Below are 19,159 nucleotides of genomic sequence, written 5' to 3' on the forward strand. Positions count from 1 at the left end.
AGCTGGTTGGAAAATACGAAGGAGGGGCATTATGCTCGTCGTGAACATGTTCGAGGCCAAGACGACGCTTTCCAAGTTGGTTGAGGCCATTGAAAGCGGAAAGGAAAGCGAGGTGATCATCGCCCGTCACGGTACTCCGGTGGCCAGGCTGGTCCCGATTCCCAGTCAGCCGGTCGCCAAAAGAATTGAAATAGCCAGGGGGGAGTTCATTGGTGCCGGATGATATTGATGCGGACAACGAGCATATTGTCGCCCTGTTTCAGGACCCCATGCCGTGAGACTGCTCCTGGACACGCATATTGCCTTGTGGGCCGTCGTGGACAGTCCCAGGCTCTCCGCAAAGGCAGCGTGAGCTGATCCTGCCCTGAAGTGTTCGCTTTCTTGACATTTTTCTTGCAAAATTTTCCAGCGCTGATCATTTCCCCGCAAGCATCCTGCTTTTCACATCCCAGAAATCTCTGGGTCTCTTGAAGGGATCATCCGCCCGGCCTCTTGCCCGCCCATCCCTGCTGCCCTATACTGGAAGCATGAGGGAACGAAAACATGTTTTTTGAATTTTTGATGAATGCATTCAAAGGAAGAGCTAGGAGAGATTATGACGTCAAGTGCCACGGTTGAACATATCGCGGACCAAGTAATGGCATTACAACCTTCTGAGAGAGCCCGTCTTGTGGATTGGTTTTTCGACCTGGAACTCGGTCATGACAGCTGGGATGAGCAGATCGCCAAGGACTCACAACCTGGGGGGCGGCTCGAAGGAATCTTGTCAAAAGTGCGTCGCGACATTGAAGCAAAACAAACCCTTCCGCTTGATGAATTCCTCGACAACGCCTGATTTCTGGAGCGCGTATCGCGAACTGCCCTCTGATGTGCGACGCAGGGCTAAAAAAGCATATCGCCTCTGGTTGAAAAATCCACGCCATCCTTCTCTGCGGTTCAAGAAGGCTGGTCAACTCTGGTCGATACGTATCGGTTCAGAATACCGTGCCTTGGCTCTCCACCAAAATGCAGTCTATTATTGGTTTTGGATCGGAAGGCATGATGCCTATGAGCAGTTGATTGCGGATTCGTTTTTCCACAAGTAAAAATGAAATCATTTCCCCCAATCCTCCGGATTTCCTCGAAAAGAATTTGTCGCCTGAAGTGCTGGCCTATTTGGAGATTGCCACGCTACGGCGCGTACCTGCTTCGTTCATCGACGAGAAGCTCTAAACCATGCAAGGCTTTACATAGGGAGGTCTATTGATATGCAGCTAACAGATGTATCACGTATTGAACTGACAACCATCATGAAAGAAGCTTTTGCAACCGTTCTCAGTGAACGTCGGGATTTGCTTGAAGACGCTGTTGCCGAGGCCATTATTGATATGAAACTTGGCTTGGCTATCGAAGAAGGTGATGTTGGAGAATATGTCAGTGAAGAGGTGGTGTTGGAGAAGCTGAGGTCTTCGGCATGAAGATCAGTTTGCGAAATCGTTTCTCAAAGATATTGAAAAGCTTGCAGGGCAACAAAATGTTTCGGAAAATGTACTGAATATTGTCAGCATATTGAAAGAAGCTGAGGGCTTAGTGAAAGTTGCAAATGTTAAAGAAATCCAGGGTTATGCCTCTTACTACTACAGAATCAGAATAGGCAACCATCGAATCGGATTGAAGAAAACTGAAGAAGAAATTGAATTGATACGCTGTTTGCATCGGAAAGATATCTACAGAATGTTTCCTTGATGTTGGAAGAGTATCAGGATTTATTGAAGAGGCATCCAATTTTCGACAAGCAATCCAGGTACTCTAATGAACTCACGTGGCAGAACCAGCCCTTTACTTCTGGCATGCCCCGCGATCTGATTGTCATATGCTCCGATACTCTTACGGCGGGTCTCCAGGTCGGCAATGATCCGGCCACTGTGTAAGGCGGCATGCGCATCAAATTCTAAACTTCCAGCTTCGCGAAAAATCCCTCCACAACCTTCAGGTTCGCATCCGGTTTCCCTGATTTCTCGACACCTTTGATCAGTTCCATGACCGTAACTGAGTGTTGAAAAAGTCCTTATCCGGCAGTCCGTTCAAAAACCCCAAGTGCAAGGAGCAAAAAAAGTTCAAGGTCGAAGCGTATTTATTCATACGTGAGAGTTTGAACTTTTTGCAGCGACGCAGCAATTGGGAGTTTTTCAACGGACTGGTAACGGTGCTGATCACAACTGTCCGTGACAGCGGCGGAAATTCTCGCGAATAACGGCGGGACGGTTCTTGATGGTGTAAATACAGATGCAGGTGTCGAGCATGTATTTGAGCATCAAAACCTCTCTCGGTCCTGCACGGCCGGCTGCTCACGCTCGTTCATGAAGTCCGCGGTCACGCCGGGGCCATCAAACCAGCTATCCCACGCCTCCCCGGCGGGGGCGATGATCCGGCTTCGCCCTACTGCCACAACATCAACGCGCTTCACGTCTTCCGGCAGGGTCACGGCCTTGGGAAGTCGGACCGCCTGGGATCGGTTGCTTTTGAATACAGTGGGTTGTTCCATCGGCTTCTCCTCCTTCGATCAGATTCGTTTGTAAGGGGCAGAGTAGCAAGACCTTGGGATATGCCAACGGGATATCTTCAAGGCGTCTGCGATGAGGGAAGTGACTGGAAGCGAACCGCGGGTGTTGCTTTGACCTCCATGTGACTTATGTGCAAAGTAGCCATGAATACACGCTCCACCATTGGGATGCGATTTTCGCTTTTTCCAATTTGTTGGGGAACACCAAGGGGTTCAGGTGGTCAATGAAACACGCTATAGACCTGCCCACATCAGATGAATTGAAACGAGTCATCACGCTGGAAGGCAGCAGGCTGCCCAGCTTTCCCCAGGCAGCCTTGAAGTTTCTGGAGATGGTCGGGGACGAGGATGTTTCCGTGAAGGACATGGCCCGGGTGATCGAATCTGATCCCGGGATTGCCGCCAAGGTGCTGGCGATGGTGAATGCCGCGGGGTTTGGTCTCCGGCGGAAGATCTCCACGCTGACCGAAGCTCTGGTTTTTCTTGGAATTGATGAGATCAGAAAATTGTGCATCGGGATGACCGTCTTTCAGGGCCTGTTCGCGACATCCAGCTTAGGAACGTTCGGCCGGATCCATTTCTGGCGGCATTCCCTGTCCGTGGCCGTACTTTCCATGGAGCTCGCAAAGAAACTTCAGTTTCCAAACCCTGAAGAAGCATATGTCGCCGGTCTCCTGCACGACGTGGGCAAAATCTTTCTCGATCTTCAAGGTCACAGGGATTACGGTGACTTTCTTCATGATGCCGGCTCCATCCAGGAGCCGATCGTCGATCTGGAACGGAAAATCCTCGGCCTTGGACATGACGACGTGGGGGCTTACTTTTGTTCCCTCTGGGGCTTGCCCGAGAGCATCATCCTGCCGGTGAAGTACCATCACCAGCGTTTCCCGGCCGAGGACCTGCCCACTGATCAGTCGTTGCTCATCTCCATCGTGGCCCTCTCGAACTTCATCTGCTGGACCCAGGGCGTTGGGTCCTTTGAGAGTGAGACGATCTGCCCTCCGGTGCTGGCTCCTGAAATCGAGCGGTTTGTCGACTTGGACAAGATCGACGTCATTGCCAGGATCAGGGCCATGAACAGCGAAATGGAACGAATTTCCGAGTTCTACCGGTTCGTGTTTCCAACCCCCGGTGAAATCCAGGAGAGCATGCTCTGGATGAGCTTCAGTCTCGCCAGGGTGAATACCAGGCTCGCGCATCGGGACGTCACTCAAACTACACATGACTATCGCCAGGTAAGCGGGAACGTCGCCCTCCACGATGTGGGGTTTGCTTTCGGCAAGTCCCTGGCACAGGCCGGAACCGCCAGGGAGGTCATGGATATCGTTATGTTTCATATCGGGTCCTTTTTTGAACCAATGCACTGGGCCATACTGCTCAAGGATTCGAAGAGCGAGGGCGTGATCTTCAGCGCCGTGGAGGGGCTGAACAAGGAACGACTCCAGGGACTCAGAGTGCCCAAAGGCAAAGGGCTGTCCGGGTATCTCGCGGAACGGGATATGCCCTTGATCTCCGAGAATATATTTCAGGACGCCCACTTGGCCGGGCGCATGGGGCTGTATGTTGATTTTGAACCGCTGTCCTGCATGGGGACCTTGCTCAAAATCAATCAAAAGTTTTTTGGTGTTGTCGAGCTTGTCAATAAAATGAATGGATTGCCGTACACCCCGGAAGAATTGAAAATACTGGAATCCATTACAGAACAGGCATCCATGGCCATCGAAAGGCTTTCCTACCAGCAGTCGTTGCGGAAAATGGCCACGACGGATTCCTTGACCGGGCTGAAAAACAGGTGCTCCTTGGAGCGGATGTTGAGCAACAGGGATCTGGTGCTGCGACAGTATGGCCATGACCTTTCCATCATGATCATTGACATCGACAGGTTCAAGCGGATCAACGAAATGAAGGGGCGTAAGGCTGCCGATGAAATCCTGAAACAGGTTGCCGGTATTCTTCGGTCGGCCTTCAGGAAGTCAGACAATGTCTTCCGCTACGAGGGCGACAAGTTCATCGCCCTGCTGCCCGGAACCGACAGGCAGGCGGCGGATCAAGCCAGAATGCGGATGCTCAAGTCCTTTGATGCGCTTAAAGGCGACATGGGTGTAACCATCAGCATTTTTGTCCATTCCGTGAAATCGGATCATGCCCGAGGGCTGATCACCTTTCTTGAAGAACGTCTTGCCCAGGACAAAGCCGTGTTGGAATGCACGCCCGATGCTTCCGTGGAAGCGGAACTCCAGCCCTTGCTTGAACAGGAAACAGCGCAACAGCCGGAAAGAAAAAGGATCTACCGGAAAAAAGTCCGCCTGGACGGTGTTTTCGAGCGCCCTTCGGCCAATAGCTACGGAAACATCCTGGTTGAAGAGCTCGCCCTGACCGAAATCGGTTTTCGGGTGACAACAGGACCACTCAATATCAAACCCGGTGACTTTCTCGAAGTCTCCTTTCGTCTGGACGATACGCTACACTCTTTGATTGAGCGACGTGTCGTCGTCAGAAGCGTCCAGGGTGAGCAGGTGGACGCGGAATTCTACAACCCCCCACCATATGCAAAGGATCTAGGCTTTTACCTCTTGGCCTGATGTGAGATGGGTGAGAGTGGGCAGGGGGGCCAGGGGATCGTCGAGGCCTGGGTTCAACTCTTGTCAGTCCGTGTCAAAAACAGTACAGTTCCGTCTCCTTTATCAACTGACACGAGGTGAGCACGCCCATGCAAAAGAAGAAAAATTCGCGCACCGTTTACATCGTGGCCCTGGCTCTCTTTCTGGTCGGCTTTGGGACGTTGTTGATGGCTGGTCTGAAGCAGAACAGCATTTACTTTTTGAATGTCTCCGAGGCATTGGCCATGCCGGCGGAGGATATTCAGCAGATTCGCCTGTTCGGGACCGTGGCCGGGGACGGCCTGGTTTTTGATCCCCAGCATATGGGGGTCCGGTTTATGCTGGCGGACAGCGACGATGCGTCGCAACGCATCCCGGTCCAGTACCGGGGCGTGGTCCCGGATCTGTTCGAGCCCGGGGCCGAGGTGATTCTGGAAGGCGGATACCTGATTCAGGAAGGGGTCTTCAACGCCAAGACCCTGATGACCAAGTGTCCTTCGAAGTACGAGGCCGAGAACCGGCCCGGATGATTTTTTCCCCTATTCCTTCTGCAGAAGCGGTCCGCGAGTGACGTGAGCGGGCCGTTTTTTTTGGAGCGCATTTATGCACATTATTCCGTATTACAGTCTTCTGGCCGCCTTGTTGCTCTCGTTGCTGGCTGCCGCGGCCTGCGTCCATCAAGCCTGGGAGGGCCGGTCCAAGGTGCTGCCCTGGGTGGAGAACGCCCAGATCGTGATCTGCACCTTGGTGACCATCAGCTCGTTTTTTCTGCTCTGGGCGTTTTACGTCAAGGATTTCTCCCTGCTCTACGTCAGTCGCTACTCCGATCTGACCCTGCCGCTGTTCTACCGGCTGACCGCCTTCTGGGCCGGGCAAGCCGGGTCGATGTTGTTCTGGGCGTGGCTGGTGGTGATTTGCGGGACGATCATTCTGTTCACCAAGCGATACCGACTGCTCGGCGGGCAGACGCGGGTCTTTTTCTGGATTTTCTTTTTGGGAATCCAGGCCTTCTTCATGTACCTGCTCACCGGACATCAGAATCCCTTCATGGAAATCTCCCCCGCGCCGTTGGACGGCCAGGGGTTGAATCCGCTGCTTCAGCACCCGGGGATGATCATCCATCCGCCGACCCTGTTCATCGGCTATGCCGGGTTCACCATCCCGGCCTGTCTGGCTTTGGCCTGCTGGATCACCGGAGAGAAGCAGTCCTGGATCCAGATCGCTCACAACTGGACCCTGACCGCGTGGATTTTTCTTTCCGGCGGGATCATCATCGGCGGATGGTGGGCCTACCTGGAGTTGGGATGGGGCGGTTACTGGGCCTGGGACCCGGTTGAAAACGCCTCCTTGATTCCTTGGCTCAGCGCCACGGCCTTTCTGCATACGGCCATCGTCGGCCAGGGCCGCAAGGCCCTGGGCAAAACCAACGTGCTGCTGATGGTTCTGACCCTGGTGCTGTGCTTCATGGCCACCTACCTGGTGCGCAGCGGGGTGATCGACTCCCTGCACGCCTTTGGCGACGGCGGGGTCGGCAATCCGTTGATGCTGTTCATGATGTTCAGCATGGTGGTCACGGCTCTGGTCCTGTTTTTCGGCCCGGCCCGGGATGATCGGCCCTTGAGCGGACTGGCCAGTCGGCAAGGCTTGCTGGTGGTCACGGCCTGGGTCTTTCTGACCTTGGGCCTGGTGGTTCTGATGGGCACCTTCTGGCCGGTGATCAGCAAACTCTGGACCGAGAACCCCATGGGCCTGGACGCCGGATTCTACAACCGGGTCTGTTTGCCGCTCTTTGCGGTGATCGGCGCGATCCTGGTGATTTGCCCCTGGATTCAGTGGAAGGAAGGCGTGCGCCACGGCAAATGGCTCGCGGTGCTGGCCGGAATCTGGCTGGCCTTGGGCGTGCTGCTCTGGATCAACGGGATTCGCATGCCTCTGGCCCTGGTCGGCGCCAGCGCGGGATTGGCCATGGTGGTCAGCATCGTCATGCTGTTCATCCTGGACCCGTCCTTGCGGCGGCGGCGCACGGCCTGGGGGGCTTACGGGGTGCATCTGGGCGTGGCCCTGATGTTTCTGGGCGTGGCCATTTCCGGCCCGTACAAGGTCGAGGCCGAGGCCGTGCTCGCTCCCGGGGAATCCATGACCATCCAGGACTATACCATCACCTATGTGGGCATGGAAACCTGGAGCACCCCGGCCATGATGGTCTTCGCCTCCCGGCTGGAGGTTTCCCGTGACGGCAAGGTCATCGGCGAACTGGCCCCGCAGCGACGTTCCTACCGGACCTGGGATCGGCCCCATGCCAAAATCGACACGCGCTTCAGCCTGGGCGTGGAACTGTATGCCACGCTGCTGGGCTTTACCGAGGACGAGATCATCAGCCTGAAAATGAGCACCCAGCCTTTGGTGAACTGGATCTGGATCGGTTGCGTCATTCTGTGTCTGGTGGGGTTTGTCGCGTTGCGCACTTCCAAGGGGAAGGTTCGGGAAACCGAAGCCGGAGCGGATGCTTCCATCGCCTGAGGGCGATGAAGAGCCGTGGCTTCGGAAGCAGTGGTCCTGAATGACCCAACGTGAATCAGCACTCGTCAGCCTGAGCGGCGTGGGCCATTTTTTCGGCCAACGTCTGATTTTTCGTCAGGTTACCCTGGACGTTGCTCCGGGGGAGGTGTTGCTGGTCCTGGGGCCCAACGGGGCCGGGAAGTCCACGCTGCTGCAGATCGTGGCCGGGCTGCTGACCCCGGGAAGCGGGGAGGTGGCCTGGAATCTGGAACACGGAGAGATCGGCTATCTCGGCCACGGGACCTGCGTGTACCCGTTTCTGAGCGCCTCGGAGAACCTGTTGTTTTGGGCCCGGATGCACGGCATGACGCCATCGATCCCGGAAATCTCCGCGGTCCTGGACCGGGTGGAACTGAAAGCCGCGGCCCTGGAACGGGCCGGCACCTTTTCCCGGGGCATGGCCCAGCGGCTCAGCCTAGCCCGCGTGCTCCTGCTCAACTCCCGGATGCTGCTTCTGGATGAACCGGCCACGGGCCTGGACACGGCTTCCCGGGCCATTCTGGACCGGGAGATCGATCAGGCCAAAGCCCGCGGGGCCGCGGTGATCTGGGTCAGCCACGACGCCCGCCGGGATGCCCGCCTGGCGGACCGGGTGCTGGTGCTGCAAGGCAAGCAACAGGCCTTTCTGGGGGCTGCCGCCGACTATCTGGAATGGTGCGGCGATGCTTAGATTGCCCAGGTTCCTGGTTCTGGCGCGTAAGGATCTGCGCCTGATGCTCGGACTGGGTCTGGGGCTGGCCCAGACGGTCCTGCTGGGGCTGCTGATCATCTTTGTCTTCAGCCTTTCCCTGCCCGTGGGCGAGACCATGACCGGACAGGCCGCGGCGGCCATCTTCTGGCTGGCCTCGGTCTTCGGCCTGGTTTTGCTGTTCAACGCCCTGTATCACCTGGAGGAGGCCAACGGCGTCCGTCTGGGGCTGCTCCTGGCGCCCATCAGTCCGGGGACCGTTTTCCTGGGCAAGGCCCTGGCCGGGGCCGCGCTGCTGTTTCTGGCCCAGATTTTTTTCCTGCTCGGGCTGGTGGTTTTTCTCGGCCAATCCCTGTATGGACAGTGGGCGTCGGCCCTGGGCTTGGTCCTGGCCGTGGACCTGGGCCTGGTCGTCCTGGGCTCCCTGCTGGGCGCGCTCAGTCAGGGTCAGGCGGCCAGGGAATCCCTGCTCAGCGTGATCCTCTTTCCGTTGCTGGTGCCCCTGCTGCTGGGCGGCGTCAAACTGGGCGGAGGGCTGCTGTCCGGGGTCGGATTCCAGGACGAATCCCAATGGTTGACGCTGATCCTGGCCTTCGACGCCCTGTTCGCCGCGGTGGCGTTGATTCTGTTTCCCCTGGTCTTCCGGGAGGGATGACAGTCCGTTGAAAAACTCCCAATTGCTGCGTCGCTGCAAAAAGTTCAAACTCTCACGTATGAATAAATACGCTTCAAACTTGCACTTTTTTTGCTCCTTGCACTTGGGGTTTTTGAACGGACTGTGGATAAGGACTTTTTCAACACTCAGATGAGCCGCTCATGAAGAATTCCGCCTTGCTTTCGACCCTGGCCGTGGCGGCCGCGCTGGCCCTGGTGGCCGCGCATCTGGCCATCTGGCTGCATGCCCCGGTGGAGGCGACCATGGGGCTGGTGCAGAAGATTTTCTATCTCCATTTGCCCCTGGCCTGGTGGGCCCTGCTCAGCTTTTTCCTGGTCTTCGTGGGCAGCGTGGGCGTGCTGGTGCGCAAAACTCCGGTCTGGGACGCCCTGGCCGGTTCGGCCGCGGAACTGGGCGTCCTGTTCAGCGGTCTGGCCCTGATCACCGGCTCCCTGTGGGCCAGGCCCATCTGGAACGTCTGGTGGACCTGGGACCCCCGACTGACCACGGCCCTGATCATGTGGTTCGTGTACATGGGTTATTTGGTGCTGCGCACCTCCCCGATCCCCGAGGTCAAACGTCGGACCCTCTGCGCGGTGCTGGGCATCGTGGCCTTCGTGGACATCCCGCTGGTCTTTTTCTCCACCAGGTTGTGGCGCAGCATTCATCCGTCCGTAATGTCCTCTTCCGGGGGGGGCATGGAACCCGAAATGTGGCAGGCCATGGGAGTTTCCCTGGCGGCTGTGGGCCTGCTTTGGCTTGTCTTGGTCGTTCTGCGCGTCAGGCAGATCCTGGCTCAGGATCGGTTGGACGGGCTTTGGGCCGCCCGGCTTTAAGTCTTTACAGTCCGTTGAAAAACTTCCAATTGCTGCGTCGCTGCAAAAAGTTCAAACTCTCACGTATCAAGAATACGCTTCGACCTTGACCTTTTTTTGCTTCTTGCACTTGGGGTTTTTGAACGGACTGCCGACAAAGGACTTCTTCAACACCCAGTTCAGCTCAGGTTAGCTCCGCCTGACGTTCGGAAAGCCAGCCCCTTCTTTTTTCCCACGATTCACACCGACCATGTTTCACCAGTTCAAAAATCCCAAACTCTACGTCATGTTCCTGACCGACGGCCTGTTGTTCGCCCTGGCCATGGTCCTGGGCTATCTGATTCGTTTCGATTTTCATGTTGACGACATCTACCAGGCGCAGATGATTCACCTGGTGATGATCGCCCTTCCGCTGAAGCTGGCGGTGTTCACAATCTTCGGGTTGTACCGGGGCATGTGGCGGTACACGGGATTGGGCGATTTGTGGCACGTGGTCCAGGCGGCATTGATCAGCAGTTTGCTCCTGGTGGCCCTGATGTTCACCTGGAACCGCCTGGAAGGGTACCCGCGCACGGTGTTCGTGCTGGACGCGGCTTTCACCATGCTTTTTGCCGGAGGGCTGCGGATGGTGATCCGGTCCGGTTACACCATGCAGGGCAGCATTCGCAATTTTCCCTGGTGTGTCCCTCTGCGGCGTACGCCCAAGGGCAAGCGGGTGCTGATCCTGGGGGCCGGGGACGCCGGGGAGAAGATTCTGCGGGAGATAGTGGAAAATCCGGACCTGGATCATCACGTGCTGGGCTTTCTGGACGACGATCCGGGCAAGCGGGGACGAACCCTGCACGGGGTTCCGGTACTGGAAGAAATCGCCATGCTGCCGTACGTGGTGGAAAAGTTGGCGCCGGACGAACTGCTGATCGCCCTGCCTTCGGTCAGCGGCACCCGGATGCGCTCCATCGTCGAGTTGTGCAAACAGGTGGGCATCCCCTTCAAGACGTTGCCGGTGATCGGGGAAATCATTGACGGCAAGGTCAGTGTGCGTTCCCTGCGGGAGGTCAATTTTCAAGACCTGCTGGGTCGACCGTCCGTTATCTTGGACAATGACGGCATCCGCGGGATACTGGCCGGGAGGACCATCCTGGTCACGGGATGCGGAGGGTCCATCGGCTCGGAACTGTGTCGACAGATCATTCGCTACGCGCCCAAGAGACTGATCCTCCTGGATTCCGGCGAGACCAACCTCTACGCCATTCAGATGGAACTGGAGCACGAGCATCGTTTCACGGCCTATGTCCCGGTGTTGGGGCAGGTGCAGGACGAGGCCCTGATGGAGGAAGTGTTCACCGCTTACGCCCCGGAGGTGGTCTTCCACGCGGCGGCCTACAAGCATGTGCCCATGTTGGAGAACAACCCCTGGCAAGCGGTGTCGACGAACATCGTCGGCAGCAAGGTGGTCATGGAGAAGTCCCTGGCCCACGGGGTCCAGCGTTTCGTGCTTGTCTCCACGGACAAGGCGGTGCGGCCCACCAACGTAATGGGGGCCAGCAAGCGGGTGGCCGAGCTGCTGCTGCGGGGCATCCAGAACGGGCGGACCCGGTTCATGGCCGTGCGCTTCGGAAACGTGGTGGGGTCGTCCGGCTCGGTGATTCCCCTTTTCCGCCGCCAGATCGAACTGGGCGGGCCGGTGACCGTGACCCATCCGGAAATGATCCGCTACTTCATGACCATTCCCGAGTCCGTGCAGTTGATTCTGCAAAGCGCGACCCTGGGCAAGGGCGGGGAGATTTTCGTCCTGGACATGGGCACGCCGGTGCGCATCCTGGACATGGCCCGGGATCTGATCCGGCTTTCCGGAAAAGAACCGGACGTGGACATCCCCATCGTGATTACCGGCCCCAGGGAGGGGGAGAAGCTCTTTGAGGAATTGATCATCGAAACCGAGGGCGTGGACAGCACCAGTCACGAGAAAATCATGGTCCTGCGCGAAGACGGTCAAAACGGCGAGACCGAGGACTGGAACGTTCGGCTGGCGGCTCTGTACGGATTGCTGGATCAGCTCGAGACCGCGGCAGGACGGCACGACGCCGTTGCGATCAAGGACATCCTCGGTCACGTCGTCCCGGAGTACAAGGCCCAGTGCGGGCGCCCGGTGTTTCCCTCCGAAGGTTTGGAGGAAAAGACCGCTTCGGTGCCGGAGATGAGGACCGCCAAGGAAAGCCCAAAGGAAAGCCCAGAGGAAAGTCTGACCGAAAGCCTGAGAGACCTGAGGGAAAGTCTGAAGGTGACGGCATGAGCGGAAACACCATCGGTCGTGTCTTTTGCCTGACCACCTTCGGCGAGTCCCACGGACCCGGCCTGGGCGGCGTGGTGGACGGCTGTCCGGCGGGGATCGCCCTGGACGAGGCCGTGATCCAGCGGGAGCTGGACCGCCGCAAGCCCGGGCAAGGGCTGGGGACCACCAGCCGCAAGGAGGCCGACCAGGTCCGACTGCTCTCCGGGGTGTTTGAGGGCAGGACCACGGGCACGGCCATCGGCTTTTTCATCGCCAACGAGGACCAGCGTTCCCGTGATTACGGGCCCCTGGAATTCCTGCATCGCCCCGGCCACGCGGACATCACCTACCAAGCCAAGTACGGTGTCCGGGACTACCGCGGCGGGGGGCGGTCCTCGGGCCGGGAGACGGTCTGCCGGGTGGTGGGCGGAGCCATTGCCCAGGAGGTTCTGGCCGCGCAGGGCGTCACCGTGACCGCGTACACGGTGGAATTGGGCGGCATCGGCCTGGAGAGCGTATCTTGTTCCGGGAGTCATTGTGAGTCCAGTTCCGGAGCAAGCCCGGGAGTGATCCAGGAGGGCGTGGCGGAGCGCCCGTTTTTCGCCGCTCACCCCGAATTGGTCGGCCCGTGGGAGGAGCGGATCAAAGAGGTTCGCGGCCAGGGCGACACCCTTGGCGGAGTCGTGGAAATCCTGGCTCAGGGCGTCCCGGCGGGTTTGGGCGAGCCCGTATTGGACAAGTTGGACGCCCGTCTCGCGTATGCCCTGATGGGCGTGGGCGCGGTCAAGGGCGTGGAAATCGGGGCAGGATTCGCGGCGGCCCGGATGCTGGGCAGTGCGAACAACGACCCGATCCTCGCCAATGGATTCGCTTCCAACAACGCCGGAGGCGTTCTCGGCGGGATCAGCTCCGGCCAGCCTCTGGTGGTCCGGGTCGCGGTCAAGCCCATCCCCTCCATCGCCAAGCCCCAGACCACCGTGGATCAACACGGGCGGGAGCACGAACTACGCATCGGCGGCCGCCACGACATCTGCGCCATCCCCCGGATCGTCCCGGTGCTCAAAGCCATGGTCTGCCTGACCCTGGCGGACTTGCTCCTGCTGCACCGCGCCGCGGGTCATTCGCGATCGTAGGTTTCCCCAACAATTCTCCTCTGGAGGTAGTCTCATGAGCACATTGACGGCAACATCCGCCTGGAAGACCCTGGCAGGCCATGCCGAGGTCATGAAGCGTCGGCACATGCGCGATCTTTTCGCCGAGGACGCCGGTCGATTCGAGCGGTTCTCGGCCACGGTAAGCGATATTCTCGTGGACTACTCCAAGAATCTCATCACCGAAGAGACCATGCACCGGTTGCTGGACTTGGCTCGGGAAGCCGAGGTGGAAACGTGGCGGGGCAGGATGTTCGGCGGGGAGCGGATCAATTTTACGGAAAACCGGGCTGTTTTGCATGTGGCGCTGCGTAATCGGTCCGAGCGGGCGATCAAGGTTGACGGACGGGACGTGATGCCGGATGTCCGGGCGGTGTTGGCCAAGATGCGCACCTTCAGCGACGCGGTCCGCGATGGGATATGGCTGGGGTTTACCGGCAAGCGGGTTCGGGACGTGGTCAACATCGGCATCGGCGGATCAGACCTGGGGCCGTACATGGTTACCGAGGCGCTGAAGTCCTACGGCCATCCGGATCTGCGGATGCATTTCGTGTCCAATGTGGACGGCACGCACATCGCTGAAACCCTGAAGGAGTGCGACCCGGAAACCACGCTGTTCCTGGTGGCGTCCAAGACCTTCACCACCCAGGAAACCCTGACCAATGCCCACACGGCCAAGGATTGGCTGCTGCGCGCCCTGAACGACCCGGCGGCCGTGGCCAAACACTTCGCGGCCATGTCCACGAACACGAAGAAGGTGCGGGAATTCGGCATCGACCCGACGAACATGTTCGAGTTCTGGGACTGGGTCGGCGGACGCTATTCCCTGTGGTCGGCCATCGGGCTGCCCATAGGCGTGTTCATCGGCATGGACCGCTTCGAGGAGCTGCTGGACGGGGCCTTTGTCATGGACGAGCATTTCCGGACCGCCCCGCTGGAGCGCAACGTGCCGGTGATTCTGGCCTTGCTGGGCATCTGGTACAACAACTTTTTGGGCGCCCAGAGCCATGCCATTTTGCCGTACGACCAGTACTTGCATCGTTTCCCGGCCTATTTTCAGCAGGGCGACATGGAGAGCAACGGCAAGCGGGTTACCCGTGACGGCGAGGCGGCGGACCACTCCACCGGCCCGGTGATCTGGGGCGAACCCGGAACCAACGGCCAGCACGCCTTTTATCAGCTCATTCACCAGGGCACCAAGCTGATTCCCGCGGACTTCCTGGCTCCGGCCCAGAGCCACAACCCTCTGGGCGACCATCACCAAATCCTGCTCTCCAACTTCTTCGCCCAGACCGAGGCTTTGATGCGCGGCAAGACCGAGGACGAGGCGCGCAAGGAATTGGAGGCCTCGGGCATGGACCGGGCGCGGATCGAAAAGATCCTGCCGCACAAGGTTTTTCCGGGCAATCGACCCACCAACTCGATCCTCTTTCCAAAGTTGACGCCCCACGTCCTGGGCAGTCTGATCGCCTTGTACGAACACAAGATTTTCGTCCAGGGCGTCATCTGGCGGATTAACTCTTTTGACCAGTGGGGCGTGGAGCTGGGCAAGGAACTGGCCAAGGCCATCCTGCCGGAACTGCCCGGGGACGCCCCTGTTTCCGGTCATGACGCGTCCACCAACGGACTGATCACGGCGTACAAGAAGATGCGCGGGTGACTGGCTTGCTGAGGAAGCAGAATCGGTGTCGGGGTCGGTATCGGAATCGGAATCCAAGGACAAAAGATGGGATTTGGACACGAGAAACTGGATGTATACCGTACTTCGATCGAGTATGTCGGCTGGGCCTATCGTTTCTGTGAAACACTAAAGGGTCATCGCAACGCCAAGGACCAGCTTCTGCGTGCTTCGCAAGCGATCCCGCTGAACATTGCCGAAGGTAACGGTAAAGCCACTGACGGAGATCGACGGCGCTATTTCGAGATTGCACGCGGTTCTGCGTTGGAATGCGGCGCCATCCAGGATGTCCTGCAAGTCTGTGGAGCGTTTTCGCCAGAAGAGAATGCGACCCGCAAAGCCTTACTGGACCGCATCGTGGCGATGCTGACGAAACTCGGGCAACGAGGCTACACAGTGCGTGAGGACCAACCACACTACACAGTCGGAATCGATCCCGATCCCGATTACGACCCCGACACCGAGGGGAACCAGGAGCAGACGGATCGCCAACAACTGGCTCCAGGCGACAGCTAGGCCGCGCCCATGCCCGGGAACATGGAGTTGCGAGGATGATCCACCTCAGGTGACGTAACGCAAAAAGGCGGCCCGCCAGGGCCGCCTTTTTGCGTTACGGGGAATATAGCGGGCGCTATTCCTGAAACAGCGTCGTGAATTGCCCGTAGCCCTCCAACTCCAAATCTTCCTGGGGGATGAAGCGCAGGGCCGCGGAATTGATGCAGTAGCGCAGGCCGGTGGACGCCGGGCCGTCGGGGAAGACGTGGCCCAGGTGGGAGTCGGCGTGTTTGCTGCGGACCTCGATGCGGCGCATGAACAGCTTGCGGTCCACGTGCTCGGTGATGTTCTCGGCGACCAGGGGCTTGGAGAAGCTGGGCCATCCCGTGCCGGAATCAAACTTGTCCAGGGTGCTGAACAGCGGTTCTCCGGAAACCACGTCCACGTAGATGCCCGGGCGTTTGTTGTCCCAGTAGGCGTTCTTGAAAGGCGGCTCCGTTCCATTCTCCTGGGTGACCTGGAACTGAAGCGGGGTCAGCCTGGTTTGCAGTTCGTCACGGGAAGGCTTGACGAACGGGGCGGCAAATCCCTTGGCCGTGGTGCGCGGCTGGACCACGGTGTCGCTCCAATGCGCGTCCAGGAAGGGCTGGCGACCGGACAGCTCCCGGTATCGCTGATAGTGGGCCGGGTTGGTTTCGGAATAGCTCTGGTGGGAGTCCTCGGCGGGATAGAAGGCTTGGGCCGGAAGGATCGGCGTGGCCACGGGCCGGGAGAACCGGCCGGAGGCGTCGAGGGCCTGCTTGGAGGCTTCGGCGGTGATGCGCTGGGATTCGTCGTGATAGAAGACGGCGGTCTTGTACTGCGATCCGCGATCCGCGAACTGACCGCCGGGGTCCGTGGGATCAATGGAGCGCCAAAAGGCATCCAGGATTTCGGTATAGGATGTCTTCGCGGGATCGAACCGGACCTGGACCGCTTCGACGTGGCCGGTTCGGCCGCCGGTCACCTGCTCATAGGTGGGGGATTCCACGGTTCCTCCGGTGTAGCCGGAAATCGCCTCCAGGACGCCGTCCAGTTTGCGGAGGTCGGATTCCAGACACCAGAAGCACCCGCCGGCCAGGGTGGCCGTCTGGATGGTTTCAGGGGCGTGCTGCATGGTGCTCTCCTTGGCTTCAGCCATTGTCGAGATCATCAGGGTCAGGATAGGAATCAGCGCCAAGATGGTAATACGTCTGTGCGTTTGCTGATTCATGTCTCTTGCGTGGAAAAGTAGCCGGAGTGGATCAAATAAGATCGGGAACCGGTATGGCAAGAAGGCATGTCCGACGTGACGGAGAAATCGGTGCCGGAAACCATTCAAGGCAATGATGCGTGGGGCGGCGAAGTCGGGAATGTCCCAAGGGCGTGGACACGAAGCATCCATCGCATGCGCAAGGGAAGCGCCATGCGGGGTGGTGCACGGGGGGCGGGCTTTGAGCCCTTGAGGGAGGGTGTCGCCGGAGGTCGGGACGAAGTTACTGTTTTCGGCCGCTTCCCCGGCATTGCGGGCACAGACCGAACAGGTACATTTTGTGGCCGGTCAAGGTAAAGTCGTGGTCCTTGGCCAGTTGTTCCTGGAGGCTTTCAATTTGATGGTCCACGACTTCTTCGCTGCGGCCGCAACTGGTGCAGATCAGGTGGTCGTGATGGGCTTGGCCGAAGGTCGGCTCGTAGCGGGAGACGCCGTCTCCGAAGTTGACCTCCCGGGCGATCCCGGAGTCGGAGAGGAGTTTCAGGGTTCGGTACACGGTGGCTTGTCCGACACGCGGGTCGATCAGCTTGACCAGATTGTAGAGTTCCTCGGGGGAGACGTGGTCTCTGGTGTTCCAGAAAACGTCGAAAATCAGGCCACGCTGGGCGGTGAACTTGAGCTTTTTCTTGCTCAGGAAGTGGAAAAACTGATTGCGCGCATCGTGCATGGTAGGCATCTCCAAGGAAAGATTGATTTTGCTGTACAGTGCATCACACCCTCTGTCAATGTATGCCTCTTTAGCGTGGGTATGTGTAAAAAATAAGTAATTTCAATGTATTGACATTGGTGTCAAGAGAATTTATGGGTGTATGGCCATGACGCGCCATTTCGTTGAAATGGGGTTCCAGCCTCAAGGTACGGCCAAGAATGGAATGTGCTGAGTGGTTGCATATCGGATGGCACGAAAGAAAGGAAGACCTCCGTCCGACAGCGGATGGAAAGTGAAGGGCCGAGGCCCCCAGACCCTCTGATTCCTCGATTTTTGGAGCGTTTCATGACCAAGAACAGTCAATGTCCGCGAATCCGAATCAACACCAAATTTTGCACATGTACGCATCAGGGCTGTCCGAAGCATGGGCTGTGCTGCGAGTGCCTGCATTATCATCGCCAGCGTCGCGAACTGCCGGCGTGTTATTTCACTGAGGATGAAGAGCGTTCCTACAATCGAAGCATCGAATTTTTCGTGCAAAGACGCACGCCCAAATGACACTTGTCCCAAATCCCATGGACTCCTTGAACATGGGGTGCCTGAAGCACCTTCTCGGCATCGTGGCCAATTCCTTTGACGCTTACTCGACGGTGCTGTTTCTGCCCGACGAGGAAGGCGTCCTGAGGATGGCGGCGCACTTCAGCCTCGGGAACGACGTGGCCGAGGGGACGGAGGTCGTGCCGGGCAAGGGGTTGGTGGGCTGGATTCTGCGCAACGATCAGCCGCTCCTGGTCAACAACTTCGAGTTGCAGACCGAGTCTTTGGGATACTATTCCGGGCGAAGCGAATCCGCGGTCAAGTCGTTCATGGGATGTCCCTTGCGCGACGGGCAGGGGATCGTCTGCGTGGACAGCAAAAAAAGTTACTCCTTCAGCACCAAGGACCAAAAAATCCTGCATCAGTTCGCGGAATTTATTTCCAAATTGCAATTGGATTCCTGCCGCCAGGAGACCAATAGGCAGGATTTCATCTACTACCAGGCCTTGCGGGAACTCCAGGAGCTTCGCCAACGGTATCCGCTTTGGTCCGCCTATCTGAATCAATTCCTCCATATCTTGGCCCGCACCACGCGGATCAAACACGTCGCCCTGGCCGCGCGAGACGAGTACGGCCAGAATTTTTTCATTGAGGGCTGGACGGACGATTTTCCCATCAATCAGCGTTCGAAAAACGAAAAATATCCCTTCGGCAGTGGGCTCGTGGGCTGGGTGTTCAAAAACGAGAAGCCGGTCTTTTCCGCGGACGCCGAGTCCGGCCATACCGGGTCGACCCTTTTCGGCAAGGACGTTATCGGGGGGCTGGCCTTGCATACCGTGATCTGCCTGCCGCTGAGCGTGCATAAGCGGACCAGGGCGGTGCTGATCCTCGCCGATGAGGCCCCGCGGGATATCAGCGATGAAATGCGGTTTTTTTTGCGTCTGGTCACGGAGTATCTGGAGTTTTTCCTGGAAAATCTTTATCTGAAAAACCAGTTGACCAAACTGCGAGCCCAACTTTCCCCAAAAACTTCGCTGATCTTTCCAAATACCGACGACCAGGACTTGCCACCAAGCTGAGGCGGCTGTATCAATTCTAACGCCATGTAGCGATGCACGGGGCGCGATACACAGGCGACCTTCAGGGCTTGCCGTTTTTTTCGCGTCCCGTAGGCTACCCGGCCAGGCTTGATTTTCGTGCCTCGTTTCGGCTGCTCCCGGCTTTTGC

General features: G+C 58.2%; 18 protein-coding genes and 1 pseudogene. 16 read left to right on the forward strand and 3 right to left on the reverse strand.

Features of this window, described 5'->3' with window-relative positions:
* The first annotated feature begins 31 nt into the window (after positions 1–31).
* The 4 genes and pseudogenes from DESLA_RS18015 to DESLA_RS23630 form a co-directional block, all read left to right on the forward strand.
* Entirely contained in the window at positions 32–223 is a 192-nt protein-coding gene (locus tag DESLA_RS18015) for a type II toxin-antitoxin system Phd/YefM family antitoxin (protein WP_211239014.1), read from the forward strand.
* 372 nt (positions 224–595) lie between these two features.
* Positions 596–835, forward strand: coding sequence for a hypothetical protein (locus tag DESLA_RS0101425; RefSeq protein ID WP_028571101.1), 240 nt, complete (start codon positions 596–598; stop codon positions 833–835).
* Between the two features lie 412 nt (positions 836–1,247).
* Positions 1,248–1,457, forward strand: a complete 210-nt coding sequence (locus tag DESLA_RS0101435) for a hypothetical protein (protein ID WP_028571102.1) — start codon at positions 1,248–1,250, stop codon at positions 1,455–1,457.
* Positions 1,458–1,476: 19 nt separating this feature from the next.
* Positions 1,477–1,725, forward strand: a pseudogene (locus DESLA_RS23630) (type II toxin-antitoxin system RelE family toxin); the annotation flags it as partial.
* Between the two features lie 568 nt (positions 1,726–2,293).
* Here the strand turns inward: DESLA_RS23630 and vapB are convergent.
* Positions 2,294–2,524, reverse strand: a complete 231-nt coding sequence (gene vapB, locus DESLA_RS0101455) for a type II toxin-antitoxin system VapB family antitoxin (RefSeq protein WP_028571105.1) — start codon at positions 2,522–2,524, stop codon at positions 2,294–2,296.
* Between the two features lie 242 nt (positions 2,525–2,766).
* Between vapB and DESLA_RS0101460 the strand changes: the two genes are divergently transcribed.
* From DESLA_RS0101460 to DESLA_RS18030, 10 genes are all read left to right on the forward strand, one after another.
* Entirely contained in the window at positions 2,767–5,124 is a 2,358-nt protein-coding gene (locus DESLA_RS0101460) for an HDOD domain-containing protein (RefSeq protein ID WP_028571106.1), read from the forward strand.
* 128 nt (positions 5,125–5,252) lie between these two features.
* On the forward strand, positions 5,253–5,672 hold the full coding sequence (locus DESLA_RS0101465; protein WP_028571107.1) for a cytochrome c maturation protein CcmE: 420 nt from the start codon (positions 5,253–5,255) through the stop codon (positions 5,670–5,672).
* Positions 5,673–5,745: 73 nt separating this feature from the next.
* The gene (locus DESLA_RS0101470; RefSeq protein ID WP_028571108.1) at positions 5,746–7,662 is read left to right on the forward strand and encodes a heme lyase CcmF/NrfE family subunit; all 1,917 of its coding nucleotides are present in this window, start codon (positions 5,746–5,748) and stop codon (positions 7,660–7,662) included.
* Between the two features lie 40 nt (positions 7,663–7,702).
* Positions 7,703–8,371 carry a heme ABC exporter ATP-binding protein CcmA gene (ccmA, locus tag DESLA_RS0101475; RefSeq protein WP_028571109.1) on the forward strand — a complete coding sequence of 223 codons (669 nt, stop codon included), beginning with the start codon at positions 7,703–7,705 and terminating at the stop codon, positions 8,369–8,371.
* Positions 8,364–9,044 carry a heme exporter protein CcmB gene (locus DESLA_RS0101480; RefSeq protein ID WP_035261191.1) on the forward strand — a complete coding sequence of 227 codons (681 nt, stop codon included), beginning with the start codon at positions 8,364–8,366 and terminating at the stop codon, positions 9,042–9,044. The genes ccmA and DESLA_RS0101480 overlap by 8 nt, the downstream gene beginning before the upstream one ends.
* Before the next feature lie 161 nt (positions 9,045–9,205).
* Positions 9,206–9,880 carry a cytochrome c biogenesis protein CcsA gene (gene ccsA, locus DESLA_RS0101485; RefSeq protein WP_084031800.1) on the forward strand — a complete coding sequence of 225 codons (675 nt, stop codon included), beginning with the start codon at positions 9,206–9,208 and terminating at the stop codon, positions 9,878–9,880.
* Between the two features lie 229 nt (positions 9,881–10,109).
* Positions 10,110–12,152, forward strand: a complete 2,043-nt coding sequence (locus tag DESLA_RS18025; protein ID WP_084031801.1) for a polysaccharide biosynthesis protein — start codon at positions 10,110–10,112, stop codon at positions 12,150–12,152.
* A complete protein-coding gene (aroC, locus tag DESLA_RS0101495; protein WP_028571112.1) occupies positions 12,149–13,264 on the forward strand; it encodes a chorismate synthase in 1,116 nt (371 codons plus the stop codon). The genes DESLA_RS18025 and aroC overlap by 4 nt, the downstream gene beginning before the upstream one ends.
* A gap of 34 nt (positions 13,265–13,298) precedes the next feature.
* Positions 13,299–14,942 carry a glucose-6-phosphate isomerase gene (gene pgi / locus DESLA_RS0101500; RefSeq protein WP_028571113.1) on the forward strand — a complete coding sequence of 548 codons (1,644 nt, stop codon included), beginning with the start codon at positions 13,299–13,301 and terminating at the stop codon, positions 14,940–14,942.
* 66 nt (positions 14,943–15,008) lie between these two features.
* Complete coding sequence (locus DESLA_RS18030; RefSeq protein ID WP_084031802.1) at positions 15,009–15,476, forward strand: four helix bundle protein; 468 nt, start codon at positions 15,009–15,011, stop codon at positions 15,474–15,476.
* Positions 15,477–15,591: 115 nt separating this feature from the next.
* Here DESLA_RS18030 and msrB read toward each other — a convergent pair whose 3' ends face one another.
* Both msrB and DESLA_RS0101515 read right to left on the reverse strand, forming a co-directional pair.
* Positions 15,592–16,635 carry a peptide-methionine (R)-S-oxide reductase MsrB gene (gene msrB / locus DESLA_RS0101510; RefSeq protein ID WP_245589982.1) on the reverse strand — a complete coding sequence of 348 codons (1,044 nt, stop codon included), beginning with the start codon at positions 16,633–16,635 and terminating at the stop codon, positions 15,592–15,594.
* A 334-nt stretch (positions 16,636–16,969) separates the two neighbouring features.
* A complete protein-coding gene (locus tag DESLA_RS0101515; RefSeq protein ID WP_028571115.1) occupies positions 16,970–17,413 on the reverse strand; it encodes a Fur family transcriptional regulator in 444 nt (147 codons plus the stop codon).
* Positions 17,414–17,740: 327 nt separating this feature from the next.
* Here DESLA_RS0101515 and DESLA_RS23390 point away from each other — a divergent pair, with 327 nt between their 5' ends.
* Both DESLA_RS23390 and DESLA_RS18035 read left to right on the forward strand, forming a co-directional pair.
* The gene (locus tag DESLA_RS23390) at positions 17,741–17,953 is read left to right on the forward strand and encodes a DUF6485 family protein (RefSeq protein WP_084032170.1); all 213 of its coding nucleotides are present in this window, start codon (positions 17,741–17,743) and stop codon (positions 17,951–17,953) included.
* Positions 17,950–19,011: a GAF domain-containing protein gene (locus DESLA_RS18035; RefSeq protein WP_084031803.1), complete on the forward strand. Its 1,062-nt coding sequence runs from the start codon at positions 17,950–17,952 to the stop codon at positions 19,009–19,011. Before DESLA_RS23390 ends, DESLA_RS18035 begins: the two co-directional genes overlap by 4 nt.
* The last annotated feature ends 148 nt before the right edge of the window (positions 19,012–19,159 follow it).

Source organism: Desulfonatronum lacustre DSM 10312, from assembly GCF_000519265.1.
Taxonomy (GTDB): Bacteria; Desulfobacterota; Desulfovibrionia; order Desulfovibrionales; family Desulfonatronaceae; genus Desulfonatronum; species Desulfonatronum lacustre.